Raw genomic sequence first — 24,800 nt, forward strand, 5'->3', positions numbered from 1 at the left:
ATGGGTATAAAGCATGCTTAAAATTTAAGACTTTTTATCGAAGATAATAGGTTTTTTAGCTACTTCTTATGCAGCCCGATACTTTGTGAAGACCCTGATCGTTAAGTAGAAAGGCTCCTTTTAAAGAGTTGAATATGTAGACTAAGCTTTTTAAAGCATATAATAAAAAGCCTAGGTAGAGAATAACCTAGACTTTTTAGAGCATACCTTTGAAAAGATGCAAAATTAAACAGCTTTTCGGATATTTTTCTTTTTAAGAGCTGATTCGGCATACTGTTTCATGTCTTGTGCATGAATAACCCATGCCGCACCTTTACGTTGAGCTTTTAACATACCTACACGGGTGGCATAATAGATCTTTTGCGCTGGGACACTCAGCATCTTAGCTACCTGATTAACCGAATAGTATCCTTTATTATTATCAAACAACAACTCACCATTAAAAGTAGATTTAGAACGAGAATACTTTTGCTTGCGATAAGCTTCCAGATCATCTAAATGGATTGTCCAACGGGTAGTTTCTTTGCTAGCTTTCAATTTATTTAATTTAATGGCCACATAGATAGCTTGGCGCGTTACTTTGTTAAGTTTGGCGGCTTCGGTAATTGAAACCAACTTATTTTCAAACTTCTGATTATCCTTAGGTTTGGTCATGGTTTTAATCTCCAAAATTTTCTGTTTAATAATTTGTGATAAATATATTTATGATATTTTTCTTTAGTCTTGCGATCATCTGCGCCTACCTCTTAAATAATTTAAGAGGCTTGGCTCACATTTTCAGAGACTTATATTTTAATGTTTTCTAAAAAGGCCTTAAAATTCGTTAACTTAAGGCAAAAGTATTGCATAAAAAAGAATTGAAATCAAGCTTTTCTTTACATAGAATTTAAATTTTTTTTATTAGCTATTTACCTCATGGCAGCTAAGGTTCAAGGCGTTAAAAACAAATAGAAATAAAGAAGCCGAGCCTTTATAATGGATTTTTAGATTTTTATCAGGAGAAAAGGATGTCTGGGGTTAAAAAGGCCATATTTTTGTTATTATATTTGTTAACCTCTTTCCTCTCAGTAGCAGAAGGCAAATTACCGAATTTAACTCCTGCTATACTATCAGCCAAGCTGAATGAAATTATGAAAACGCATGCTTCTCATAAAGAGCTTACACCTGTTCTCATTGAAAGAACTTTAAACAACTACCTCGAAATACTTGATCCTAATAAAAGTTATTTCATTGAATCTGATATTGCTCAATGGTTACATCCTTCTAGCCATTTACTCGATCAGATTCTGCAAGATTATCATCGCAATAGTTTTAGCCAATTTGAACAAATTCACCAGATCATGATTCAAGCCATTAAGCGTCGTCAGGCATTGGAAGAAAAAATTGATATAAGCAACCTTCCTAAGCAGGTACGCACAGATGAATTTAAAGAGATGAAATGGACACATACAGAAAAAGAGCTTTTAGCTAGGTTAGAAAGAATAAAAGCTTTGCAAATAGAGGCTTCGGAAAAATTAACTCCTGCTCAAAAAGATAAAACCCTTAAACGCATCCAGAAACGTCAAGCAAAATACGAAGAAGATATTCTAGACACAAACACTTTAAAACACGAGCAATTCTTACTAGCCAATATTCTTAAAGCGACTGCTTCTGCCTTAGATAGCCATACTGCCTATTTTACACCCGATGAGGCAGCCCAGTTCATGATTCATGTACAACAGCGTCTTTTTGGGATTGGAGCCCAACTAAGAGATGATCTAAATGGTTTTAGCATTATTAAAATTATTGAAGGAGGTCCCGCGGCAGAAAACAAAATGCTTAAAATTAAAGATCGCATCATCGCTGTAAATGGTGAATCTGTGGTGGGCCTAGACATCGCGGATGCCGTAGAGCTCATTCGTGGAGAAGAAAACAGCCCCGTAACTTTAACAGTGATTCGAGAAGCACCTGAAAATGAAGATAAGATAAAAGAAGAAAAACTAGATGTAACGCTTAACCGTGGAGAAGTGGTTCTAAAAGACACGCGTTATGAATCTTCCTATGAGCCATTTGGGGATGGAGTCATCGCTTATCTAAAGCTCTACTCTTTTTATCAAGATCCGGAAAGCTCATCAGCAAGTGATTTAGCTGAGGCACTTAAAAAAATTAAAAGGGAGCAGCATGTCAAAGGAGTGATTCTTGATTTGCGCTTTAATTCAGGTGGTTTGCTTTCCCAAGCAGTTGAGGTTACTGGCCTTTTTATTACCAAAGGAATTGTAGTTTCTATCAAAGACGATACAGGTAAAATCCAGCATTTACGCGCATTAGAAGGACGTAGCGTTTGGGAAGGCCCTTTAGTGGTCCTAACCAACCGAGCAAGCGCTTCTGCCTCTGAAATTGTGGCCGGGACTTTGCAAGATTATGGGCGCGCTATGATCGTAGGAGATGATCATACTTTCGGAAAAGGTTCTTTTCAAACCTTTACTCTTAACACTACTATTCAAAACCATGCAGTCAATCCCCAAGGCGAGTACAAAGTTACACGAGGCCGCTACTACACAGTCTCCGGGCGTACGCCCCAATTGACCGGAGTCACCTCAGATATTGTAATCCCTGGACCTTTAGCGGAAATGGAATTAGGAGAACAGTATGCCAAATACCCTTTGGAGAACGATCAAATAAAATCTAACTTTAATGATGATCTTTCTGATGTTCCTTTTTTTCAAAGAGAACAGCTTCGTATGTTTTACAGTTATGACCTACAGCCTCGCCTAAATACCTATCAACCTTTTATGGAGCAACTCCGCAAAAATGCTAAGTATCGCATCGAAAAAAATCCTAATTATCAAAATTTTTTGAAGGAATTAAAAAAGAAAAAAATTGCTGATGAAGAGGAGCCGGCAGAGTTTGGTCAAAATGACTTACAGCTAACAGAGGCTTATAATGTAATGAAAGATGTAATTCTTCTCATGCAATAATCCTTTAAACCACTTAAAATTACTAAATATTTGCTATAGCTCCAGCTTAGAGGGCGGGGTTTATATTAAATTTAGCACTTCTTTACTTAATGGGCACTTCTAAGAGGTGTATCCCTCATCTTCCTCTATTTCGATCATCTAGTTTCCCTTGAATTCTATGGGCCAATCAAGGAAAATAGTCTTTCGATCATAGATTAACTTAATAAGGATTTTAGAAATGACTGTTCGTGTACGCATAGCTCCTTCTCCTACAGGCGATCCCCATGTTGGAACCGCCTACATGGCACTTTTTAACCTCATCTATGCCCGCCATCATCAAGGAAAATTTATTTTACGTATTGAAGATACTGATCGCTCACGTAGCCGTCCTGAATATGAGCAAAACATTTATACAGCCTTACAGTGGTGTAACATCCAATGGGATGAAGGTCCTGATATAGGAGGCCCTTATGGTCCTTACCGCCAATCCGAGCGTTTCGAAATCTACAAAAAATATGCCTATGAACTTGTCGACAAGGGGCGAGCTTATAAATGCTTTTGTACGCCAGCAGATCTAGAAGAAATGCGTGAATTGGCAACAAAGCTGGGGAGCCGACAAGGTTACGATCGCCGGTGCCGCAATTTAAGTGCGGAAGAAATTCATCAGCGGGAAATTCAAAATCTTCCCTATGTTATCCGTCTCAAAATGCCTTTAACAGGGGAATGTGTGTATGAAGATCATATTAAAGGCCGTATCACTTGTCCGTGGGCCGATATCGATGATCAAGTTCTTCTTAAATCTGATGGGTTTCCTACTTATCATTTAGCAAACGTGGTAGATGATTATCTTATGAAAATCACCCATGTAATCCGCGGTGATGAATGGATGAGCTCAACGCCTAAGCATATTTATCTGTATGAAGCTTTTGGCTGGGCAGCACCTACTTTTATGCATATGCCCTTATTATTAGGAAGAGATGGAAAAAAGTTATCTAAGCGTAGGAATCCTACCTCTATCTTTTATTACCGGGATTCTGGTTACCTAGCAGAAGCCTTTGTTAACTTCATGACATTGATGGGCTATAGCATGCCTGGTGATAAAGAAATTTATGCTTTAGACGAAATTATTCAAGAATTTGATTATAAGCGCATTGGGGTATCGGGAGCCATATTCGATGTGCAAAAGCTGGCCTGGATCAACCAACAGTATCTTATAAAGAATATCCCCGAGAACAAGCTATGGGAAAGATTACGTCAATGGAATTTTAGTGATGAATATATGCAAAAATTAATGCCTTTATGCCATTCACGTATTAAGACTTTCGGCGAATTTATGGAATTATGTGATTTTTTCTTTATTAATCATCTCAAATACACCGTAGAGATTTTTACTGTTAAAGGAATCACTTATCATCAAGCTCCTCTGATTTTACAGGGGATAATATGGTACATGGACGAAAATGAAAATTGGGGAAGTACGGGAATAAACCAGGCTTCAAGGAGTATGGCAGAGCTATTCGGGGTAAACCATAAGAAAACCATTATGCCTCTTTTATTTGCTAGCTTAATGGGAAAGCTACAAGGTCCTCCTTTATTTGATTCTGTCGCTATATTGGGAAAAGATCGCACCCGTGCTAGACTTTTAGAATCTATTGAATTCCTAGGTGGTATTTCTAATAAGAAAATGGATACATTAAAAAAAGCTTGGCAGCAAAAAGATGCTAGGCATCTTATTGAATTGCCGGAAATTAGTTAAAGAGAACTCGATCAGCTATTAGCCAATGAGGGAAACTATGCTATTAGAACTTGTGAACATCTTTCATTCTATTTTATCGTTTACCATGGATGGGACTTATAAATGGATCCTGGAAGCAATAGGAATTGTATTGCTCGTTTTAATTATTAATTTCTTTGCCAGACGCGGCTTAGAGAAGCTACACCTCTATTTTGAAAGAACTAATCAAATTTGGAAAGATAGCTTTGTTCAATCTTTTTATCGCCCCTTAAGTGCTTATATATGGTTTTATGCCTTTTTTCAGCTTATTGATTTAATCAGTCACCGTGTGTTTGAGGGTACCATTTTTTCCAACCTGCCTAAAGTTCTTTCTATTGGCCTTGTTTCAGCCATCGCCTGGTTTCTTATGCGCTGGAAAAAAGCCATTATTTTCAATATGCATTTGCAAAGCCTCAAGCATGATCAGCCTATCGATTCGGGAAAAATTGATGTCATTAATAAAATGTGGACTATTATCATTTTATTTCTTGCTGCTCTCTCGGTATTAGAGATAACAGGCCAGAATATTAACACGTTAATTGCCTTTGGAGGGGTTGGCGGTCTTGCAATTGCTTTTGCTTCCCAAGAAATGATCGCTAACTTTTTTGGCGGTTTAATGGTTTACGTTACCCAACCTTTTACGGTGGGAGACTGGATTAACCTGCCTGAGCGCAAGGTGGAAGGAAATGTAGAAGAAATTGGGTGGTATATGACACGTGTACGTACCTTTGAAAAGCGCCCTATCTATATTCCAAATTCTATGTTTTCCAAAGTGGTCGTGATGAACCCAGCTAGAATGAGCCATCGCAAATTTGATGAAACCATTGGAATTCGCTACAGTGATATGCCTGTCGCTCGGCATATCATCAGTGATATAACAACAATGCTTGTTGACCATTTCCACGTCGATAGAAGGTTAGGCCCGACGGTTAATTTAGAGAGCTTTGGCAGCTACGCTGTTAATATTCATATTTCCGCTTATTTATTAGATATCGATCATAGAAGCTACATTCAAGCAAAGCAAGAAATCCTATTTTCTATCTATAATATTTTAAATAAGCATGGTGCAGAAATTGCCTTCCCAACCTCACGTCAGCTTTATACAGAAGTATGAAGTTCTTGCCTTTCAAAAGGGGGAGAGTAGTCCCCCGGCTAGCTTTTAAAAAATATTTCCATGAATAAAACCTGGCGGGCTAACTAATAAGGCCTCAATATTTTATCCCCATCCACAAATTGATTTTAATTTAGCCTTGCTATAACGATAAAAGAGAGGCTATTCAACAGCCCTTCAAGGCTTTCAGGTCGCCTATCCTAGAGAGCTTAAGCTGACCAGTCAATAGCTGGAGTTCATTAAAAAGTAGTAAAATGGCACATTGTGCGATTTATAAAAAACTAATCACGCTAAATAGGCTATTTTAAAATTAAACCGCCTCTTTAGTTTTCTTAAAAAATTTCATGGTGAAGTTGCAGGAAGAGATAGAGCAAGAATATCAAGAGAAGGAGGCATTGGACTTGCTAAAGGTTTCCCAAGCAAATGGCCAGCAAGCCTATCCATCCGCCATCAAAACAGAAGGCTTTGAAAACGAAGGAGCTGTTCTTAATGAAAATGAGCAGGAAATCCCCTTGCCAACCTTGCCAGATCAGCAGGGATGGGCAAACCCCTTCAAAACTTTTGCGGATTTCCTTAAGCAAGGTTACAATTCGCTCAAGCATACCGCCAAGAAAACTAATGATTTTGCCTGCAAATCTTCATTTTTGATTGCTATGGCCTCAGCTAGCTTAGCTAGCTTTTTTGTTGTTTTTGCTGGGATGGTATAATCCAAGGATTAAGTTAAAGAATAAAATTCTTTTTTACTTCTATCAAGGAAAAGCGGGGAAAATTAATCCCTCGCTTTCCTCTCATAAAGCTCCGCTTACTCTATGCGGGTATATTACTAGGCCTCTATCTTTAACTCCCCTTTTCTTTAAGTCGAAGTGGCATGAGCACTTTATTCATATAAGTTTTTAATTTATTCAGCTGTTTATCTTTAAGTTTTCAGCTTCAAAGCTTGCACTATTACACTTAAGAAATCCAGTCCTGTTTAGATAAGCCCATGAAAAAAGGCTGCCTGTTTTATTTATCTATCTGGCTTATAAAAAAACTTTTGAATATTGGATTAACATCTGACTCTAACTCATGGGCAGGATAGACTCTTGATTTTTTATAACAAAAAACATTTAGACGATCAAATGTATCTCTCATGAATCCATCCACGGTCTTATTAAAACCTATCTTTCTTAACCTTCCCATCAGTTTACAAGCTCCACTATAGCTTAGCCTATAGCTGAGGGTGGTAAAGTGTAAATCTTCTGAACATTGAGGAATCATGATTTTATTGTTAAGGGAAACACCTGAAGGACAAATGTCCTTAACGGAAGGACCATTATAATAAAACAAGTCCCATCCTAAAGGCAATTCTGGAATTTCAAAAGAGCTATTGAAGCGAGCGTTATCCTCTAAAATCATTAACTCGGGTATTTTGTTTTCAATCATATAAAGCCAAAGATGTATATGCGAAAGAGCGCATCCTATGGCCCCGGGATGCCCATTAAAATCATTGTTTATAAACAGCTGCTGAACTTCTGAGGTAAGCGTTAGCGTAGAATCATCGATTGCTTCCCAACGAGAATAATCAGTGATGCCCATCCGCTCTGCCTCTTTAACCCAAGCTATCCACCGTTCAGGATGGCTTTTCAGATTGATAACGGCTATAGGAGAAAGCTGCATAAATTTTTATTTTTAAAAGTTAAAGGCTACGCTATTAAGGCAGATTGCCTTTAGAGAGATAATGCCAAGCAAGCTTATATTCTTTAGCGATCTATCCTAAGATCAATTTATTAATTATTTTTGGTTTAAAGCATTTTTTCCAGGATAAAATGTTAAAATAGTTTAGTCCTTAAAAAGCCTCTAGCGTTTCCAAAATACACGCCTTAAGATAAAAAGGGCAGGCAATAATTTTTTAGCCAGCTTACAGCTTTAAAAAAAAAGAGCCACACTTTTTTAGATAAGAGGCAATAATTTTTTTAAGAGCTCAGGCATGACTAAAAAACAGGGGTTACTCTTTCTTGCATCTTAAAAAACCTTTATAAAAATATTAATTTTAAATTGATAGAAAAGTTTTATGAGGAGTCTTAAGCACTTTACTATTAAAAACATCAGACAAGCCTATTCTATAAAATTCAGCTATTATCTACTTCCTCCATCTACAAAAAGATCTTAAGAAAAGCCTAATGGTTGTTTTTAACTATCTTTTAAGCGATTTTATTGATACAAAAAGGAGTAGATAGGCTAAAATAGTGGGAAATTTAAAGTGTTCAACGCATGCTATTATCTTTACCTAACTTAATCTCTTTTTGTCGTATACCCTTAGCTTTTTTATTTTTACAGGAAAATATTTTTTGGAGAGTGATAGCGATCTTACTAGCCATGCTTAGTGATGGCCTTGATGGATATCTAGCAAGGCGCCAAAAAATCACTACCAAATTTGGCACTTTACTTGATCCCTCCACCGATAAATTTTTTGTAATTTTTGTGGCCAGTGTTCTTATCGGCGAAGGTCGATTAATGCTTTGGCAAGCTATCGCTTTGATTTGTCGCGATATTGCCGTATTAATTTTTGGAATACATCTTCTGCTTGATAAGCGTTTAGGTCACTATCAATTTCGAGCCATTTGGTGTGGCAAAGTTACTACTTTTTTACAGTTTATTGTTTTGGTAGGGCTGACCTTACAAGCTAAAATTCCTGATCCATTTTTTATTACTTTTATTTTACTAGGGCTTCTATCTTTAGTGGAACTAACCATCCCTAGAGAGAAAGAGACAATCGGATAAAATTGGCCTTATGGACGCCATGGAATAATAACGGTTAAGTAATCAGAGGCTAAAACCTATAAATGATTTTGTGATTTAGAAAATAATTGGTAACTTTTAATTTTCTCTTGCTACGGACGGTTAAAGAAAAATCTTTCCTAACTTAAAGAAGAATACCTTTGCTTAAAAATTGCTGGCCTTAAAACATTAGCTACAACCTCTTTATAGGTGGCCAGATTTTTTCCTAAGCTTTTATATAAGAGGGCGCTTTAAAACCCTCGTTATATCCTCATCCGTGCACACATTATAAAAAAAAATTTTAAAACTCATAACTTAACTCCTCTAAGGGAGAATTGGATTTATACGCTTTGAAAAAACTATGTTTGCATACCTAACCTTTTAAAAATGCCTCTCTATTTAAGGGGAGCAATTTTACAAAGTATAGGGCCACATAAGAAGTAGTTTGAAAGCCTATTATTTATTAATGATTAAGCTACTGTTAAGCCAATTAATAAGGCAAAAGAAAATTTGTTAAGGTCTCCTCTCCCATGCTTTCGGTTAACTCCTCATGCAATCGCTTGCTCTATAGATCTTCTTGAGTAAAGAGACATCTTTCCAAGGGCTGGATAGGTAGATTTAGTCTCTTTAACGTAATTATAGAGCTAAAGGTAAAAATTTAGAAAAAATTTTACTCCAGCTGGATGCTCTGAAAGCAAGAAAGCTTAAAAAAGATTTAAGGAGAGGGTCTTCTACCTTAGCGATCCCTTATGAGAATTAGCCTGAGACTACAATAGCTTTAGGGGCTGTAGGCTGCGCTTGTACATGTTCAGAAAGTGCTTGATCTGCCTGCTGTGTTTCTTGAGATCTTACTAGATCATTGAACTGGCGACCTAATGAGCGACAAGCTACAAACCAAAAGATAATCACTACCAATAAAATAGAAGCTACATAGGGAGCACTCATGACTAAATTTCCAAAAAACATTAAAAGGCCCTGATGAATTAAGGATCCTCCTGATTTTCCAAGGCGAGAGCCCACCCCGTCAATAGCTGCTTTTCCTTTCAACTTACATTCATGGCTAAGTGGAATAAAAGCCATTTCTTTTGTCGTGTCAAAAAAAGAGTATTTAGCAGCTTTACTTAGACAATTTTGGGCCGATCCAAAAAATACAGCAATAGCTAAAGGAGTAGTCCCTGTTAACATGATTACCGTATCGGAAAGATGATTTTGAAAAAACATAAAACAGAAAAAGCCAGCTGAAGTCACTAACATAGTTAACGGCGTCACTAAAGCTGTACAGGTCCATCCAAAACGGCTGATAAACTTAGCCATAAATAACGCGGCAAAGGTTGAGACTACGCCCTGAATAGAAGTTAAATTATTTATATAAGTATTGTAATCTTTTGGGCTGGAATAAAGATACCTAAGCTGGTCTTTCCATACTACCTCAACGAGGTTGATCACTAGGTTATAAGAGACGACTAGAATAGCAATGCAAATCAGATATTTGGAATTAGATAAATAAGAAAAGCTTTCGCGAAGGGTTAAGCGTCCTTTTTTCTTAATTTCACGTTTATTCATATGAAAATCATCGAAGCTAGGATCTACCAGCACATAACGGTTTATCCACCTAAAAGTGCACATGGTAATAATGCCTGAAATGATCACTATGGTGGTTAGCATCATGACTGACTTTTCCCAAGCATTACCTATAAATTCCATATGCTGAGAACAATAGATGCCTAACTGACCAGCAGCTATTGCAGCGAAATTAGAAGCTATACCAAATGTTCCATAAAAGCGCCGGGCTTCATGAATACGCGTCACCTCGTTGGCAAATCCCCAAAATAATACACTCATTATAGCAGTGCTCCAAAGTTCTGCTCCCACATAAAAGGTAGTTAAAAGCCAATGCCGATACATTGCTATCATTCCTTTAAAACCCGTAGGAAGAACGCTTTGAAGATAATCTGCGCTGTGTTTAAATTCTATAACTTCTCGCAAAGGATAAAGAAGAAAAGCAAATAGTGCATAAAAGATTAAGAAAGCCGAGATCATGATATAAAATACACGTTCTTGACTGAAAATGTTGGAGATTTTAGTAAAAACAAGAGTAACCACCACTGCCATGGGTAAAAGAGCCCATACCTTAATAAATGGCAGGATCTCTGCCCCAGCGGCAGTAATCACCACCGCATCTTTCATGTTACGCAAGATTGTATAATTAAAACATATTAAGAACAGCATGAGAAGCATCGGCAGCATCTTTTTAAGCTCATGCCGGTGAATAGGCCAAACCAAAGAACGAAGGGCGCCAAACTCGGGGTTAACTAATTGAGTCATTACAACCTTTTGTAAATAAAAAATTTTAGCAAACTGATGATATACCTTTCAATAAGTAAAATTAAAATTAGAAAAACGTTAAAAATTCATTTCTTTCTTAAAAAAAGAAAAAGATAGCAACTTAACATCATCAATCAAGTCGCTATCTGAATTTAGAGAACAACAAAATAGCATATCGTCTATTTTTTTAGCAGCTACATTCTAGCCGGCTTTCTGTTCCTGCAACTTTCCCCTATTTGCCAAGGATAGGGCTTCCGATAAAGTCTCTTTTCTTTCCGGCTTTTTTAAAGTCATTTCATTAAATGCTCCTCCTAGGATACGGGTGGCCCCCATCCATACAGCTATAACCGCAAACAGAACAAGAGCAACATAAGGCGCACTTGCAGTGAAAGTAGAGAAAAGCAAAAGCAAGGTTTGATGTACAACAGAACCACTCGACTTCCCAAGCCTGGAGCAGACTCCATCGATAGCTGCCTTTCCTTTTAATTTCCACTCGGCTGATAGAGGAATAAAAGCCATTTCTTTGGTAGCATCATATACAGAATATTTAGCAGCACGGCTAAGAATATTTTGTACAGAACCAGCAAAGACTACTAGCATAAGAGGAGTCATTCCAGTTAGCGCCATGACAACCTCTGCCAAATGTCCTTTCATAAAGAAGAAAAGGAAAAACCCTAAGCTTGTAAAGAAGAGGATCATGGGAGTAAGCATAGCTGTAAAGGTCCATCCCAATACACGCATGCTATTACCTGAAACGAACAGGGCACAAAAAGTAGCAATGACTCCAATAATCGTAGAGATTTGATTGGTATAAAGGCTGTAGTCACTCGGGTTAGGATATAACTCTCGAACTTCGTGTTTCCAAATAACTTCGGTAAGATTAATTACTAAATTATAAGAAAGAACAATGATAGCAATGCAGGTAAGATATTTTGATTTGGAAAGATAGGCAAAAGTCTGCCTTAATGATAGCTTTTTATCCTTAAGGTTTTTATCTTCTGTAGCCGCAGCAGCATCATAGTAGAGAGGATCACTCAGTATACAGCTATTTAGCCATCGAAATAAAAAGATAGCTCCCAATCCTGCTAAAAGGACAAGAGAGACTAACATCAACAACGATTGATCCCATGCATCTTTCCCATAAGGAATATTAGGATTATAAGTATGACGGCTGATAAAGACAGACACTTGTCCTGCCACCACCCCTGAAAAATTAGCTCCAATGCCAAAGAGGCCATAGAACCTTTTGGCTTCACTCACACGTGTCACTTGGTTAGCAAACCCCCAAAAAAGCACGGATAAAATGGCACTACTCCAAAGTTCAGACATTACATAAAAGATTGTGAAAGTCCAATTACGAAACATAGCAATCAATCCTTTACAACCCAAAGGAAGAATTTGTTGCATTCTATCAGCTAAAGCATGAGGATGCAAAGAGTCACGAGCGGGATGAAGGATAAGAATAAATATAACAAAGTAGCTTAAAAAGCCACCAATCATTATATAAAACACATTTTCGCGAGAGAAACAACTAGAAAGACGGGTAAATAGGATAGTCATCAATACAGCACTAGGAAACATGACCCACACTTTAATAAAGGGGATCACTTCTGCCCCTGAAGACTTAGCGGTTACAACAACAGTATCTTTTAAGGTTCTTAAAATATTATAGTCAAAAGTAATTAAAAAGAAAATTAACAACATCGGAACGAGCTTTCTTAGCTCGTAATTATGAACGGGCCATAAATAGCTCCGCCATCTACTAAACTCTGGTTCATCTACCGCCTTGGACCCTGACATGCAAAACCTTTATTATATTGAAGATATAGCTAATTTTTACGAGCGGAGGGGATGCTAAAAGAAAAATGTGACTCAAAAAAGGATTTTCGAGGATCGGGAGAGCAAAGATCGGAGGGAGAATACTTATCATATTCCTCAAGTTATATTATCTAATGGCTTTCCCTGTTTTAGGGATTATTATATAAAGCTTACAAAAGTAAATTTTATATACATAGCATAGGCTATTCTTTTTTATTATTCAAGAGGATTTTCCCTCTAGCCATGGAAAGCAAAAACGTAAGGCTTTAATAATTAGTAACTAAAATCAAGATAGCTTTTTTGCAAGCCTGTATGCATTAGAGAGGGCTTCTATGCCGGGCAGGGTACCTGATTCAAGGAATTTTAAAGAGGCTCCTCCTCCTGTAGAGATATAAGTGATTTTTTCCATCAACCCGGCCTTTTGAAGAGCTGTAATAGAGTCTCCTCCTCCTACTACAGTAGTTGCCGCTGAATGAGCCACCTTTTCTGCTATAGCTAGCGTACCATTGGCAAACTCAATAGCTTCAATGATACCTAAAGGGCCATTCCAGAAAATAGTAGCGGCTTTTTGAATAAATTCAGAAAATTGTTGAATGGTTCGGGGGCCAATATCAAATCCTTGATAACCTTCAGGAATTCCTGTTTCGCTCAAGATGATTGACACATTAGCTGGACTTTCCAATCGCTGAGCAACAATATGATCGACTGGTAAAACTACTTGCACTCCCTTTATCTGGCTTTCATTTAAGATATCTTTTGCCATAGACAGAAATTCTGGCTCATATAAAGAATCTCCGATAGCATACCCTTGGGCTTTCATAAAAGTGAAAGCCATCGCTCCTCCAATTAAAAGAACATCTACTTTCTTTAACAGCGTTTTTAAAAGCCCTATTTTGGTAGATATTTTGGCTCCGCCTATAATTGCACAAAAAGGTTTTTTAGAATTCCTTATAAATTTTTCTAAAAATAGAATTTCTTTTTCCATAAGAAAGCCCATAGCTGCTTCTTGCGGAAAAAGCTTAGGAAGGTAATAAGTAGAAGTATGCTTACGATGAGCTGTGCCAAAAGCATCATCTACGTAGGCATCCCCTAACTTTGACAGCTGCTGGGCAAAAGAAAAATTATGCTCAGGATCTTCTTCGGCCTGATGAAAGCGAAGATTTTCTAGGAGCATTATCTGGCAAGCCCCCAATCTTTGTACTTGCTCTTCAACGTTTTTACCTACACAGTCAAGGGCCATATGTACCGGGCGCTCGATTAGCATAGACAAATGTTTAGCACACGGCAATAAAGAGAAATTAGGAATTTTTTGGCCCTTGGGCCGTCCTAGATGACTCATTAAGATAATAGTGCCGCCTTGCTTAAGAATATATTCAATCGATGGCAAAGAAGCTTGGATGCGTGTATCATCCTTAATCTGGCCTAAGGGGTCTAGAGGAACATTAAAATCCACTCGCATTAAAATCTTCTTGCCAGCCACGTGAAGATTTCTAAGAGAAAGCTTTGTTAACATGCAATTTTCCTAATATAAATGCCATCGCGTTAAATTTTTCTAAAGAATTTAACAGGATGCTCATAATACAATTAAGGAAAAAAGTGTCAATATTTAAAGCTTAAAAGGAAAATTTAATGGATTTGGAAAAGTTAGGAGCAGAGTACGCAAAAAAGGTTTTAAAACGCGAGGATCTGCAGGCTGATCCTGTAAAACAATTTCAAGCTTGGCTGGAGGAAGCTTATGCTTTACAAATTTTAGAACCTAATGCCATGGTCCTTGCTACCTGCTCAAAAGCTGGTCTTCCTTCTATACGTACAGTCTTACTTAAAAATTTGGATGAAAGAGGTTTAACTTTCTTCACTAACTATGAAAGTCGTAAAGCTCAAGAAATCAATGCAAATCCCCAAGTATCCGTTATCTTTTTGTGGAAAGAATTGGAAAGGCAAGTAGTTATTCAAGGATTAGCAGAAAAAACTTCGCGAGAAGTCTCGACAAGTTATTTCGATAAACGTCCGCGTCAAAGCCAATTAGGCGCTGTAGCCTCCCATCAAGGAAGAATTCTTTCGTCTCGTAAGATTTTGGAAGAAGAATATGAACGTTTAAGCGTAATATATGAAGGCCTTAAAATACCCTGTCCTGAAAAATGGGGCGGTTTTATTATCAAGCCTTATTACTATGAGTTTTGGCAAGGTAGAACTAATCGATTGCATGATCGTTTTAGCTATCACCTTGCAGAACAAATATGGCATATTCAACGTTTATCCCCTTAAAATATTTTGTAATTAATAATTTCCTTTTTTGCCTCCCCTACCACATCCGCAAATCCTCCGCCCTACTTAAAATCAAAATAAGCGGAAATTTGTAAGCTAGAATTTACGGCGATTTTCTTGTAAGCCTGGTTTTTCATCTGCTTGGATACTCAAAAATTCTTTAGCTACTACGTTTGCTTTTTAATGCCTGGGGATAGCTCTTTTAGAAGAAAGCACAAAAGCTATATGGCTTAACGCTAGTCATGAATAAAGCCGAAAAAAATGGGCATAGGCTAATATCCATGCATTTAAAAAAGCTGATGTAGCTTAAATTTTTAATTATCCTCTCTATGAAATTAAAATTTTTTGAAAAAGTAAAGATTTATATTAACAAAAATTCAAAAATTAAGATATAGACCTATTTTCTTGCTAGCCTCTAGCAAAATTTAAAAAATTCTATCAAAGAAAAACAAAAATTTATACTGAGGATCTTGCTGATGATAAATGCTCCTTCTTTTTTATCGCTCTTCTTTACCTACGCTCAGAAAAAGTTACTGACGTTTTTCTGTATTTTATTAGGGTTTTCTTTAAGCTTTCCTCTTGAAGCTACCTATATTCTGCGTTATACTACAACCGATAATGGGGGAATCACTTTCACAGGAAATACATTGGGTCTTTCTAAGTATCCACAAGAAAACAATCCTGGCATAGATGATTCTATTGGCGCCTTTATCACTACAGATCCTACCAAGCAAGTAGGAGCCCCCCCTCATGGTCCTTATCCCCTAGGAATTAATCCACCCGCCGGCACAACTTTGAATTATCTTGAAAACAGCTCTTCAGCGGTCCTGGATCTACTTCCAGGTAGTACTGTTCTCTATGCAGAATTGGTCTGGGGAGGAAGTTATGGTTTTCCTTCCTCTGGGGCCCCTCCTTTACCTCCATCACCTAATGTGGCTATCACCCTAACTACTCCCCAACAAATCAGTTACACGATTACAGCCGATCCAGCCACTAGCCAAGAAGCTATCACACCTGGTTACACGCAATCAGGAAATTATGTAAGAAGTGCCGATGTAACCTCCATTGTTCAAGATGCAGGCCCAGGCACATATATAGCAGGTGGAATATATGGAACCATAGTTGCTACAGATGACACTCATAATAGTGCAGGGTGGACGTTGGCTGTCGTCTATGCCAATCCTTTAATGCTGACCCATAACATGACCCTTTTTGTAGGCTGTGAGCAAGCCTCGAGAACCATTAATCCTGTAGAGGTGTCGGGGTTTTGTGCTCCACCTTCCGGGGTACTCTCTGGAAGGCTTTTTATTAGCGCAATTGAAGGGGAGGCTAATAAAACAGGTGATTGCCTGCTCTTTGGTAAAAGTTTACCACTTACCATCGCAGCCAATTCTCTTTCAGGTGTTAATAACCCCATCAACAATTTTTTCGCCTCTCAAATCAACACTCTACTTCCTCTGGAGCTAGATCCTATTCATAATAAATATGTAGCCGTAGGCTCTTCTCAATTGGATGAAAGAGGTAGCTATGGAAACTTGAACGCTGATCCCTTTAATAACCTTAATAAATCGGGTGGTAGACAGGGATATGATATAACAAGCATAGATGTTTCTCATGCTATTACCTATAATCAAACAAAGGCCTATGCTTTAGGTACGACTACATCGGATGATTATACAGTCAACGCCCTGGGCTTACAGATTCAAGTAGGAGCACCCATTATAAACTCGAAAAAGACTGTTAACGCCGTGCAGTCCATAACTTCTTCTCTTGGCGAGAAAGTCACTTTTTCTATCCGACTTGAAAATACAGGAACAAGTGATGCCTTGTCTGTAAATTTTAAGGATGCGTTGCCCGCCGGCCTTAACTATGTGGCGGGTAGTTTAAAATTGAATAGTATACCCATTAGTCCTGATCCTGACCTTACTCAAGGATTTTTTATTGGAGATATGCTTGTTGGCCAATTAAACACGATCGAATTTGAAGCCCACATTGCTAGCTATCCTTCTAACGGCAATATCTATTACAATAAATCTTTAGTTGATTATCAATTTGCAACCTGTGCGGGCAATAATTTTGACCTGTCTGCTCAATCGAATGAAGTCTCTATCTATCTACCAGAGCCCCCGGTGCCTGCTGCTACTGCTTCCTTAAGCAAGTGTAAATACTTTAATCGAACCGAATATCCGCTAGAGATAAGATGGATGTCGCCCTCGCCCCATGTAGTTTTATATCGTGTTTATCAAAAAGGAGCTCTTATTGCCCAAATTCCAGCTAACGCTCCTTTAGTCTATAAAAAATGTTGCAAATCTAAAAAATCGGCTGAAGGCTATACCCTTGTTGCAGTATATGAAGGCAATAAAGAAAGCATTCCAACCAAAATAAGGATCACTCATGAATAAAATTTATATAGGAATCGTATGCCTTTTTCTTATCAGCATAGGAGAGCTACATGCCTGGATAGAAGAGCAGCCAATGACTTTAGAAATGCGCTCAGGCGCGTTTATTCATGCTAATAAACGCTTTAAAAAACTTTATGGGAAAATAGGCACAAGCTATCAAATAGAAGCTTCTCTTTCTCTCCCTCCTTTTAAATATCTAAGGGGCTGGAGCAATTTTGACTATTTCTCTAAGCATAGTAGAACCCACAGAGATAGATGTTGTGGAAAAAGTAAAGTAGAAATCCCGCAGGTTAGCTTTGGAATAAAATATATCTATCCGTTTGGGGAGTTTCTCGACGGATATGTTGGAATAGGGCCTAGTTTTTCAAGGATTAATGTGACTAATAAATCCTGTTGCCTACATGAAAAGATTTCAAAATTTGCCGTAGGAGGCATCTTGAAATCAGGTATTTATTATTCGATGAGCGAGCGCATGTTTATGGATGTATTTATTGACTATCTCTACCAACCGGTACATTTTAAAAAATATCGCAATGTAGGAGGGCTAAAAGTAGGCGCAGGATTCGGCTATAAGTTTTAACTTATACCGGTTAAAGAAGCTATAGCTGTATATTTTAAAAGTAAATTAAATTTATAAAAGCTGGTTCTCTCTTTTTAAAAAGAGGTTTTTATTAAGTATGTAATCCCCTAAAGAGCTGCTCAAATCCTTATCATACGCTTTTAAGCCATTTTTAGGCAATCCCAGGTCTTAAGAACCCCCTCTCGTTAATTAGATAAGCAGCCTTTAGAGGATTGTGTATGCAGGCTTAGTTTTTAAAGCATATCCTTGAATCTATCTAGATAGATAAAAAGGCATCTGCATAAAAAATCCTTTCCACATTGAAGATTAAAGTATTTAACGCGAATTATCCGATAAGGAAATAAAAGAGGAAAAACCTCTACCGGTTACCTTTATAGATTCAAGCTACATTTAATTATTAATGATAAAGGATAAATTTTTGCTTATATGTTAACGTCAGGAAATGTGGATGACCCAAGTCCCTATCTCTGATCTGTCTAAAAGGATTTTTGGCAAAATGTTTGCCGATGAAGGATATATCTCTCATCAAATGTTTATCAAGCTTTACGGCAAGGGCTTAGAAATTATTACTAGGGTTAGAAAGAATATGAAAAACAAGCTAATATCCCAGGTAGGTAAGATTTTATTAAGAAAGTGAGAGGATTGAAAGTGTTAACAATAAATTGAAAAACTCTTATCAAATCGAATATCCTCAACATCGCAGCGCTTGAAATTTTTTTGCCAATCTAATCAGCGGAATAGTGGCCTATGCTTACGAGCTCTGTAAGCCTTCATGCAATTTACTCGCACGCAAAAACAAAAGTTAATGAGTTGGCTTACAGTTTGGGTATAATTGAAGCAGCCCTAGAGGGTGTTCTTAGCCGATAACTTACCTTATTTAAGTAATCTTTTAAAAATTCTATCTCTTATTTTTTGCACTTTTGTTCTAGAAAATGGTTTATAGCCAGCCATTTCCTAGAAGAAAAGCCTTACCACGTAAAAAAACTTAACTCACAAACATTTTTTATCTTTAATCCACCTTCCTCACTATTCTTTATAACGACCTAAGTATGAAGAAATTATAAAACTTAAATTTAAGAGTTAAATTTTATAAGCATTTAGCAATCAGCAACTTAAATTTCAGGTGAGGAATGTGGGCTTTAAATTATTATTTTTAAGCAAACGAATGAAGAGGTAAATACTTTTGATTTTTGACAAAATAACCCACATTCCGCAGGTTATAACGATTTCAAGATATTATTTTTTTTTAGTAATATGAATAGAATTTAAATTAAAGAATTAATTTTTTTAACGACTTAGCAATCAAGGGATTAAATTCAAAGAGAGGAACGTCGGCCTCCAGCTTTTTTTAGAAAAAACTATTCATGTTCCTCTATAAGCAAAGAAAGCGAAAACATGAAAGATGAAAAAGTATTGTAGCAAGGACTTTAATCCCTTAGGATTGTTTCTACACTATGCAATAAAATTGAGATAAGGGAATATGATAAATTAATTAATCCATCATAATCCCCAAGCTATTATGACTACAGGAGGATTAATTAACTATTTGATGAGTAGGATTTTATGTTTTAACTCAACCCTCATTCAGAAATTATAGGCCAATGGAAATTAACCTGCGGAATGTGGGAAATAAGATAAGTACTTGGTGGATGGAAAGGTTTCATTACCCCTTCACTTCAACCTTAGGAAATCTTTAATTTTTTTTCAAACAATGAAGAATGATTGAAATAAATAAATTCTCTTTGATAATTTTAAAAATAATAGAAAAGAGTTACATGTATTTTAACCACTTTTGAGTCCTGGCATTCTTCTGGTGATGCTGGAAAAAACTCTTTTTTATCAAGTTCATTAAAAAAGATAACTCTTTAAAATTATTGAAGAAAGGAGGAAAGAATGAAAACTAAAGGCACATGCACTACCTGCGGCAAAACCTATAGTCCCAGCAAGGGAGGTGCTCATTTACTTGGTTGCACTTTAAAATCTTTGCAGCCTTCTCAATCGAACCCAGAGGGATATTTACTTCGCATCTCATGGGCGGAAGAGCCCGGTCTTTATTGGATGTTTGTCGCTATTCCTCAAAGCACTTCCTTAGGATCTCTAGATGCGTTTTTAAGGACTACATGGTTAGAATGCTGTGGACACCTCAGCCAGTTTACTATTGGCAGACGACATTACATGTCTCATACTGAATCTGGCAGACTTAGCCCCTCTATGAATCATCCAGTCAGCAAAATTCTATCTCCAGGCTTAGAGTTTACATACATTTATGATATGGGATCTTCTACTGAACTCGATATACAAGTCACGGAAAAACTTGCCGCCTGCCCTCAAAAAGGAATTTCAATTCTTATGCGAAATGATCCCCCTGCTTTTCTATGCGAAGCATGTAATCAAGCGGCTGATATTATTTGCTCTTTATGCGGTTCAAAGGTGTGTTCCAAATGCAGTACAAGCCACCCCTGTGCTATCGATGAAAAAGATACTTACATGCTTATGCCTCTGGTTAATTCCCCACGGGCAGGCGTATGTGGTTATACAGGAGAATAAAAGGCCACTAGAGGTTAAATTTATCGGGTAATTTCATAGCTAATGACTTTTTATCAGAGAGATAAAATATTTATGAATAGCCGTACTCTGGGTCAGTTCAGGATGAAAAGTCGCTCCCAGATGCATTCCTTGCTTTACCAGCACAGCTTCTCCTTGATAAGTCGATAAAACCTCTACCTCCTTACCATACCGATGAATGCGTGGGGCTCTAATAAAGGCTGCAGCCACATCCTCAGCTTGAGAAGAACTCAAGTTAGCTTTTAGATTAGCAATGAAGGACTCATACTGACGGCCAAAGGCATTACGCTCTACAGAAACATTTACAATACCTAAGGGTTGCATAGGGTCGGCAATTATTTCTTGGGACATCAAGATAAGCCCTGCGCATGTACCAAAAAGAGGCCTTAGCTGGGCAAACTGCTTTAAAGGATAAGACATTTGAATGAAATCCATTTGACGTTTTATAGTGGTGGATTCTCCTCCTGGAATGATCAATCCATGGCATCTACCCAAATCTTCAGGCTTGCGCACTGCGATAGCTTTCACATTTAAAGAATGCACCATCTCTATATGCTTAGAAAAAGCGCCTTGTAGCGCCAAAACACCAATAGTGGTCATTTACCATCCTCTTTGTGCCAGCAAATCTTCTTTTCTTATCTGTTGAATATCAAGTCCTTTCATAGCACTTAGCAGACCCATAGAAATTTTTGCTAGCATCTCGGGGTCATTGTAGAAAGTAGCTGCGCCTACAATTGCTTTTGCTCTTTGGGAAGGATCTTCTGATTTAAAAATACCCGAACCTACGAATACGCTCTCAGCCCCCAGCTGCATCATTAGAGCCGCATCAGCTGGATTAGCTATCCCACCGGCAGCAAAATTAGGGACTGGCAGTTTACCTTTTTCAGCCACTTGTTTAACGAGATGGTAAGGAGCTCCCAAGCGTTTAGCTTCAGCCATCAGCTCGCTATTATCCATGGTGGTCAACACGCGCATCTCCCGGTTAAGGGTGCGCAAATGTCGGACAGCCTCCACAATATTTCCTGTGCCGGCTTCACCTTTAGTACGTATCATAGCAGCGCCTTCTCCTATGCGGCGGAGAGCTTCTCCTAAATGACGGCAACCGCAGACAAAAGGAATCCGAAACGCATGTTTATCAATATGATTTTCTTCATCAGCAGGCGTTAATACCTCACTCTCATCGATGAAATCCACAAATAGAGCTTCAAGAATTTGAGCTTCTACAAAATGCCCAATACGGCACTTAGCCATGACGGGAATAGAAACCGCTTCTTGAATTTTATGGATAAGCTCAGGTCCTGACATTCTAGCTACACCGCCTTGCGCCCGGATATCTGCTGGGATACGCTCTAAGGCCATCACAGCAACTGCCCCAGCATCCTCTGCAATTTTTGCTTGCTCTGGCGTGGTAACGTCCATAATAACGCCCCCTTTTAACATCTCTGCCAGCCCTACCTTGACTGCAAAAGAACCAGTTTCTGGATGAGCATTGCCATTTTTCAACATACAAGTGAACTCCATAGTAAAATTTCGAGTGACTTTTGAGAAGCTTTAAGCCAAATTTTATCTGTTTGCCTGCATTTAAGCAAATAAGGAAATAGACTTTTCAACAAATCTTTAGTGTTTTTCAGAAAAAAGAACCCTTAAAGCTGGTAAAATTTAAATGCCCACCCTTTCTTCATCCTTTTAATTTTATAGTTCGCTAAAAGGATTGGCGGCCTGACCAAAAGTATTTCCTTTCTTACGGCGTTTAATTTCAGAGCGGATAGAAAACAGCAAATCTTGATCAAAATCTTTATTAGCTGCCCACAAAAGAAATTGAAGTGGCACTTCGGTAATAGGCCTTCCTTTATGTTTACCTAAGGGCATAATCTTCATTGCAACAGGACGAGAGAGAAGGTCGAAAACCTGCTCAACCGTTTTATAGGGTTTTACCAAATATTTAAATACATCCATATTTACAATCACATCGTTCATGGCACGATGGGCCCCTTCTTCTTGAATATTAAAATGTTTACGCAGCTGTTCAAGAGAGTTAATGGGACTTTCACCATAGTGACGCGCTAAACGCAGAGTGTCAATATAGCGATTGTGTTGAAGATGACAAGGAATGTTAGCCCGAGCTGCAGAAGCAGCAATCACTTCCATATCAAACTTAATTCCATGCCCTACTAGAATATCATTGCTAACAAATCTGAGGAATTCCGGCAGGTACTCATCAATTTTAGGCTTTCCTTGTACCATCTGCGGTACAATATGATGAATAGCAATAGAGGTTTCAGGAATTTCACATTCAGGGTCAATTAAAGATTCACACTGCGCTAAGACTTGCTCTACCGTAAATCGTACAGCCGCTACTTCAATAATACGATCTCTTTGAGGATCTAATCCAGTAGTTTCACAGTCTAAGCAAACAAACGTTTGCGTATGTAATGGCTTCATGCTAGTTCATCCTCTATTGCTTCTGTCAGCATTTTTTTTAATTCTTTGCGGCCCACATTTTTAGTTGCTGAATAAAAAAGATGATGGATATTATCAACGCCAAAAGCTTTTAAAATTTTATCAGCATTAGCTTTTTTTTCATTGGTTGAAATTTTATCTACTTTAGTAAAAACAAGGATCATAGCTTTTTGATAATGAATTACCCATTCCAAAAAGCGCCGATCATCCTCATTAGGCATGCGACGAATATCAAAAAGAAAAAGAATTAATTTAAGTGATTCTCTTTCCTTAAGATAACGCTCTACCATCGGCCCCCATAATTTCCTTGTAGAAAGAGGAACTTGAGCATATCCATAGCCGGGCAAATCTACAAATACCAATTTTTCATCAATTACAAAGAAATTTAGCGCTTGAGTTTTACCCGGTACAGAGGAAGTTTTTACTAAACCCTTGCTACCAAATAAATGGTTAAGCAAGCTAGATTTACCTACGTTAGAGCGCCCAGCCACCGCTACTTCAGGAAGTAAATTTCCTCCATCATCTTTAAGGATGGGATAATCTTTAGATCCCATAGCTGTTTTTATAAAACGTGCCTTAGCAAATGCATAAGCATTCATGAATCTATCCTTATGATACGCGTGCTTTCGCTCTCATGCAATAATGTAATTTTGAGACAGGAAGGAGGTAACAAAGGGGCTATTTTCTCTGACCACTCAATACAGCATATTCCCCCCGCAAAAAGCATATCCTCAAATCCCATGCTTAAAAATTCATCAGCATCGCGCAGGCGATAAAGATCGAAATGATAAACAGTTCGATGGCCTTTATAGATATTTAGATAAACAAACGTGGGGCTATTAACTTGCTGAGGAGTTATGCCAGCGGCTCCTGCTGCCAATCCTTTGACAAAAGTGGTTTTGCCAGCTCCTAATTCTCCAAATAAACAAACAATACTGCCATTAGGCAGCTGGCTACCTAAGTCATACCCTTGATTCATCGTTTGTTCTACGGTATGACAAGTATGAAGATTCATTCCTATTCAAGCCACTGAGCTACAGAAGAAGAAAATTCTTCAAATTCAGCCAAGGCTTCAACAAAACTTGCAATTTTATCTTCAACAAGCTGACTCTGAATAAATTCTAGAAAATGCTCTTCTAATTGAAAGCGATTTTGATTTTGCACTTCCATCAAAGATAAACGTTTGAGATAATTTTGTTTAAAATCTTTGATCACAGCTTCTTTTGTATTAAACAATTTACCACTTAAGACTGATGAATAAACTACTTTGGTAATGGGTTCTTTAGGCTTAAATTTAGCAGCATAGCTTTTAATTACTTCAGGATCATCGGAAATAAAGAAACGTTTTACCCGCAAGCCGTTAACTCTTTCTGTATTTTCTGGACATTTAGAGACCCAATCATAAATAGCATCTTGTGGATTAGGATGAGTATTATCTCCAAATACTTTTCCCGTAAAAGGACAGATGTAAATCTTTTTAGTTTGCTCATTTACACTCAAATTACTAAAACCTATTTTGATTTCAGTTTCGTGCCACAATTGATGTTGTTGTTCAACATACTTGACGGCATCCTCTGCACTTTGGTAGATTATTTTGTCTTTTGGAAATAGGACAGGGCGTAGGTTAAATTTTTTTTCTACGTAAAAGAGATATGTAGTAACTAGCTCAGCAGATTGATTCTCTTTTAAAAACTGTTCTAGTTCGCTTTTTATCTCTTCTGTTATAACAGTTTGAGCCATCTGGAACCTCTGTAAAGGGAATAATTAAGTATAAATATTTTAATTTATTGCTGGGCTAAGGATAGCT

The 24,800-nt window shown here is 37.6% G+C and carries 21 protein-coding genes and 1 pseudogene; 11 read left to right on the forward strand and 11 right to left on the reverse strand.

Annotated elements, in window-relative coordinates:
- Window positions 1-225: 225 nt before the first annotated feature.
- Window positions 226-654, reverse strand: coding sequence for a helix-turn-helix domain-containing protein (locus NEOC95_RS01425; RefSeq protein ID WP_042242021.1), 429 nt, complete (start codon window positions 652-654; stop codon window positions 226-228).
- 353 nt (window positions 655-1,007) lie between these two features.
- Here NEOC95_RS01425 and tsp point away from each other — a divergent pair, with 353 nt between their 5' ends.
- The 4 genes from tsp to NEOC95_RS01445 all read left to right on the forward strand — a co-directional run bounded on the left by tsp (window position 1,008) and on the right by NEOC95_RS01445 (window position 6,528).
- Window positions 1,008-2,957, forward strand: coding sequence for a tail-specific protease Tsp (gene tsp / locus NEOC95_RS01430; RefSeq protein ID WP_213151095.1), 1,950 nt, complete (start codon window positions 1,008-1,010; stop codon window positions 2,955-2,957).
- A 208-nt stretch (window positions 2,958-3,165) separates the two neighbouring features.
- On the forward strand, window positions 3,166-4,692 hold the full coding sequence (gene gltX, locus NEOC95_RS01435) for a glutamate--tRNA ligase (RefSeq protein ID WP_502710267.1): 1,527 nt from the start codon (window positions 3,166-3,168) through the stop codon (window positions 4,690-4,692).
- A 37-nt stretch (window positions 4,693-4,729) separates the two neighbouring features.
- On the forward strand, window positions 4,730-5,824 hold the full coding sequence (locus NEOC95_RS01440; protein ID WP_166157332.1) for a mechanosensitive ion channel family protein: 1,095 nt from the start codon (window positions 4,730-4,732) through the stop codon (window positions 5,822-5,824).
- A 341-nt stretch (window positions 5,825-6,165) separates the two neighbouring features.
- Window positions 6,166-6,528, forward strand: coding sequence for a hypothetical protein (locus NEOC95_RS01445; protein WP_166157336.1), 363 nt, complete (start codon window positions 6,166-6,168; stop codon window positions 6,526-6,528).
- Window positions 6,529-6,823: 295 nt separating this feature from the next.
- Here the strand turns inward: NEOC95_RS01445 and NEOC95_RS09700 are convergent, their stop codons facing one another.
- On the reverse strand, window positions 6,824-7,477 hold the full coding sequence (locus NEOC95_RS09700) for a glycosyltransferase family 25 protein (protein ID WP_166157339.1): 654 nt from the start codon (window positions 7,475-7,477) through the stop codon (window positions 6,824-6,826).
- 594 nt (window positions 7,478-8,071) lie between these two features.
- Between NEOC95_RS09700 and NEOC95_RS09705 the strand changes: the two genes are divergently transcribed.
- Window positions 8,072-8,581, forward strand: coding sequence for a CDP-alcohol phosphatidyltransferase family protein (locus NEOC95_RS09705; RefSeq protein ID WP_166157342.1), 510 nt, complete (start codon window positions 8,072-8,074; stop codon window positions 8,579-8,581).
- A gap of 753 nt (window positions 8,582-9,334) precedes the next feature.
- Here NEOC95_RS09705 and NEOC95_RS09710 read toward each other — a convergent pair.
- From NEOC95_RS09710 to NEOC95_RS09720, 3 genes are all read right to left on the reverse strand, one after another.
- On the reverse strand, window positions 9,335-10,903 hold the full coding sequence (locus tag NEOC95_RS09710; protein WP_166156114.1) for an Npt1/Npt2 family nucleotide transporter: 1,569 nt from the start codon (window positions 10,901-10,903) through the stop codon (window positions 9,335-9,337).
- A gap of 201 nt (window positions 10,904-11,104) precedes the next feature.
- A complete protein-coding gene (locus NEOC95_RS09715; protein WP_166156111.1) occupies window positions 11,105-12,703 on the reverse strand; it encodes an Npt1/Npt2 family nucleotide transporter in 1,599 nt (532 codons plus the stop codon).
- A 304-nt stretch (window positions 12,704-13,007) separates the two neighbouring features.
- Entirely contained in the window at window positions 13,008-14,234 is a 1,227-nt protein-coding gene (locus NEOC95_RS09720) for a phosphoglycerate kinase (protein ID WP_166156108.1), read from the reverse strand.
- Window positions 14,235-14,350: 116 nt separating this feature from the next.
- Here NEOC95_RS09720 and pdxH point away from each other — a divergent pair, with 116 nt between their 5' ends.
- The 6 genes and pseudogenes from pdxH (at window position 14,351) to NEOC95_RS01500 (ending at window position 20,515) form a co-directional block, all read left to right on the forward strand.
- Window positions 14,351-14,986, forward strand: a complete 636-nt coding sequence (pdxH, locus tag NEOC95_RS09725; protein ID WP_166156105.1) for a pyridoxamine 5'-phosphate oxidase — start codon at window positions 14,351-14,353, stop codon at window positions 14,984-14,986.
- Between the two features lie 476 nt (window positions 14,987-15,462).
- Entirely contained in the window at window positions 15,463-17,388 is a 1,926-nt protein-coding gene (locus tag NEOC95_RS09730) for a DUF11 domain-containing protein (RefSeq protein ID WP_213151097.1), read from the forward strand.
- Window positions 17,381-17,968 (forward strand): hypothetical protein, encoded by a 588-nt coding sequence (locus NEOC95_RS09735; protein ID WP_213151098.1) that lies wholly within the window; start codon window positions 17,381-17,383, stop codon window positions 17,966-17,968. The genes NEOC95_RS09730 and NEOC95_RS09735 overlap by 8 nt, the downstream gene beginning before the upstream one ends.
- Before the next feature lie 348 nt (window positions 17,969-18,316).
- A pseudogene (locus tag NEOC95_RS09740) lies at window positions 18,317-18,382 on the forward strand (transposase); the annotation flags it as partial.
- A 28-nt stretch (window positions 18,383-18,410) separates the two neighbouring features.
- Entirely contained in the window at window positions 18,411-18,605 is a 195-nt protein-coding gene (locus NEOC95_RS09745; RefSeq protein WP_213151099.1) for a transposase, read from the forward strand.
- A gap of 1,256 nt (window positions 18,606-19,861) precedes the next feature.
- Complete coding sequence (locus NEOC95_RS01500) at window positions 19,862-20,515, forward strand: IS1096 element passenger TnpR family protein (RefSeq protein WP_166156093.1); 654 nt, start codon at window positions 19,862-19,864, stop codon at window positions 20,513-20,515.
- A 39-nt stretch (window positions 20,516-20,554) separates the two neighbouring features.
- On the opposite strand, the gene pdxT is transcribed toward NEOC95_RS01500, so the two are convergent.
- The 6 genes from pdxT to NEOC95_RS01530 all read right to left on the reverse strand — a co-directional run bounded on the left by pdxT (window position 20,555) and on the right by NEOC95_RS01530 (window position 24,733).
- Window positions 20,555-21,133: a pyridoxal 5'-phosphate synthase glutaminase subunit PdxT gene (pdxT, locus tag NEOC95_RS01505; protein ID WP_166156090.1), complete on the reverse strand. Its 579-nt coding sequence runs from the start codon at window positions 21,131-21,133 to the stop codon at window positions 20,555-20,557.
- Window positions 21,134-22,039, reverse strand: a complete 906-nt coding sequence (gene pdxS, locus NEOC95_RS01510; protein ID WP_166156087.1) for a pyridoxal 5'-phosphate synthase lyase subunit PdxS — start codon at window positions 22,037-22,039, stop codon at window positions 21,134-21,136.
- Window positions 22,040-22,225: 186 nt separating this feature from the next.
- Window positions 22,226-22,975: a putative quorum-sensing-regulated virulence factor gene (locus NEOC95_RS01515; protein ID WP_166156084.1), complete on the reverse strand. Its 750-nt coding sequence runs from the start codon at window positions 22,973-22,975 to the stop codon at window positions 22,226-22,228.
- Window positions 22,972-23,592, reverse strand: a complete 621-nt coding sequence (gene yihA, locus NEOC95_RS01520; RefSeq protein WP_166156081.1) for a ribosome biogenesis GTP-binding protein YihA/YsxC — start codon at window positions 23,590-23,592, stop codon at window positions 22,972-22,974. The genes NEOC95_RS01515 and yihA overlap by 4 nt, the downstream gene beginning before the upstream one ends.
- On the reverse strand, window positions 23,589-24,008 hold the full coding sequence (gene tsaE / locus NEOC95_RS01525) for a tRNA (adenosine(37)-N6)-threonylcarbamoyltransferase complex ATPase subunit type 1 TsaE (RefSeq protein WP_166156078.1): 420 nt from the start codon (window positions 24,006-24,008) through the stop codon (window positions 23,589-23,591). Before tsaE ends, yihA begins: the two co-directional genes overlap by 4 nt.
- 2 nt (window positions 24,009-24,010) lie before the next feature.
- Window positions 24,011-24,733 carry a DUF2709 domain-containing protein gene (locus NEOC95_RS01530; RefSeq protein ID WP_166156075.1) on the reverse strand — a complete coding sequence of 241 codons (723 nt, stop codon included), beginning with the start codon at window positions 24,731-24,733 and terminating at the stop codon, window positions 24,011-24,013.
- Window positions 24,734-24,800 lie beyond the last annotated feature (67 nt).

It is taken from the genome of Neochlamydia sp. AcF95, from assembly GCF_018342455.1.
Taxonomy (GTDB): Bacteria; Chlamydiota; Chlamydiia; order Chlamydiales; family Parachlamydiaceae; genus Neochlamydia.

What these genes read in the sequence shown, in the direction of transcription:
- pdxH (WP_166156105.1), top strand. Translation starts at nt 14,351, where the DNA reads ATGGATTTGGAAAAGTTAGGAGCAGAGTACGCAAAAAAGGTTTTAAAA.
- NEOC95_RS09730 (WP_213151097.1), top strand. Translation starts at nt 15,463, where the DNA reads ATGATAAATGCTCCTTCTTTTTTATCGCTCTTCTTTACCTACGCTCAG.
- NEOC95_RS01530 (WP_166156075.1), bottom strand. Translation starts at nt 24,733, where the DNA reads ATGGCTCAAACTGTTATAACAGAAGAGATAAAAAGCGAACTAGAACAG.
- yihA (WP_166156081.1), bottom strand. Translation starts at nt 23,592, where the DNA reads ATGAATGCTTATGCATTTGCTAAGGCACGTTTTATAAAAACAGCTATG.
- NEOC95_RS01440 (WP_166157332.1), top strand. Translation starts at nt 4,730, where the DNA reads ATGCTATTAGAACTTGTGAACATCTTTCATTCTATTTTATCGTTTACC.
- tsaE (WP_166156078.1), bottom strand. Translation starts at nt 24,008, where the DNA reads ATGAATCTTCATACTTGTCATACCGTAGAACAAACGATGAATCAAGGG.
- NEOC95_RS09700 (WP_166157339.1), bottom strand. Translation starts at nt 7,477, where the DNA reads ATGCAGCTTTCTCCTATAGCCGTTATCAATCTGAAAAGCCATCCTGAA.
- NEOC95_RS09720 (WP_166156108.1), bottom strand. Translation starts at nt 14,234, where the DNA reads ATGTTAACAAAGCTTTCTCTTAGAAATCTTCACGTGGCTGGCAAGAAG.
- NEOC95_RS01425 (WP_042242021.1), bottom strand. Translation starts at nt 654, where the DNA reads ATGACCAAACCTAAGGATAATCAGAAGTTTGAAAATAAGTTGGTTTCA.
- NEOC95_RS09745 (WP_213151099.1), top strand. Translation starts at nt 18,411, where the DNA reads ATGTGGATGACCCAAGTCCCTATCTCTGATCTGTCTAAAAGGATTTTT.
- pdxT (WP_166156090.1), bottom strand. Translation starts at nt 21,133, where the DNA reads ATGACCACTATTGGTGTTTTGGCGCTACAAGGCGCTTTTTCTAAGCAT.
- NEOC95_RS09705 (WP_166157342.1), top strand. Translation starts at nt 8,072, where the DNA reads ATGCTATTATCTTTACCTAACTTAATCTCTTTTTGTCGTATACCCTTA.
- NEOC95_RS01445 (WP_166157336.1), top strand. Translation starts at nt 6,166, where the DNA reads ATGGTGAAGTTGCAGGAAGAGATAGAGCAAGAATATCAAGAGAAGGAG.
- NEOC95_RS01515 (WP_166156084.1), bottom strand. Translation starts at nt 22,975, where the DNA reads ATGAAGCCATTACATACGCAAACGTTTGTTTGCTTAGACTGTGAAACT.
- NEOC95_RS09710 (WP_166156114.1), bottom strand. Translation starts at nt 10,903, where the DNA reads ATGACTCAATTAGTTAACCCCGAGTTTGGCGCCCTTCGTTCTTTGGTT.
- NEOC95_RS09715 (WP_166156111.1), bottom strand. Translation starts at nt 12,703, where the DNA reads ATGTCAGGGTCCAAGGCGGTAGATGAACCAGAGTTTAGTAGATGGCGG.
- pdxS (WP_166156087.1), bottom strand. Translation starts at nt 22,039, where the DNA reads ATGTTGAAAAATGGCAATGCTCATCCAGAAACTGGTTCTTTTGCAGTC.
- tsp (WP_213151095.1), top strand. Translation starts at nt 1,008, where the DNA reads ATGTCTGGGGTTAAAAAGGCCATATTTTTGTTATTATATTTGTTAACC.
- NEOC95_RS01500 (WP_166156093.1), top strand. Translation starts at nt 19,862, where the DNA reads ATGAAAACTAAAGGCACATGCACTACCTGCGGCAAAACCTATAGTCCC.
- NEOC95_RS09735 (WP_213151098.1), top strand. Translation starts at nt 17,381, where the DNA reads ATGAATAAAATTTATATAGGAATCGTATGCCTTTTTCTTATCAGCATA.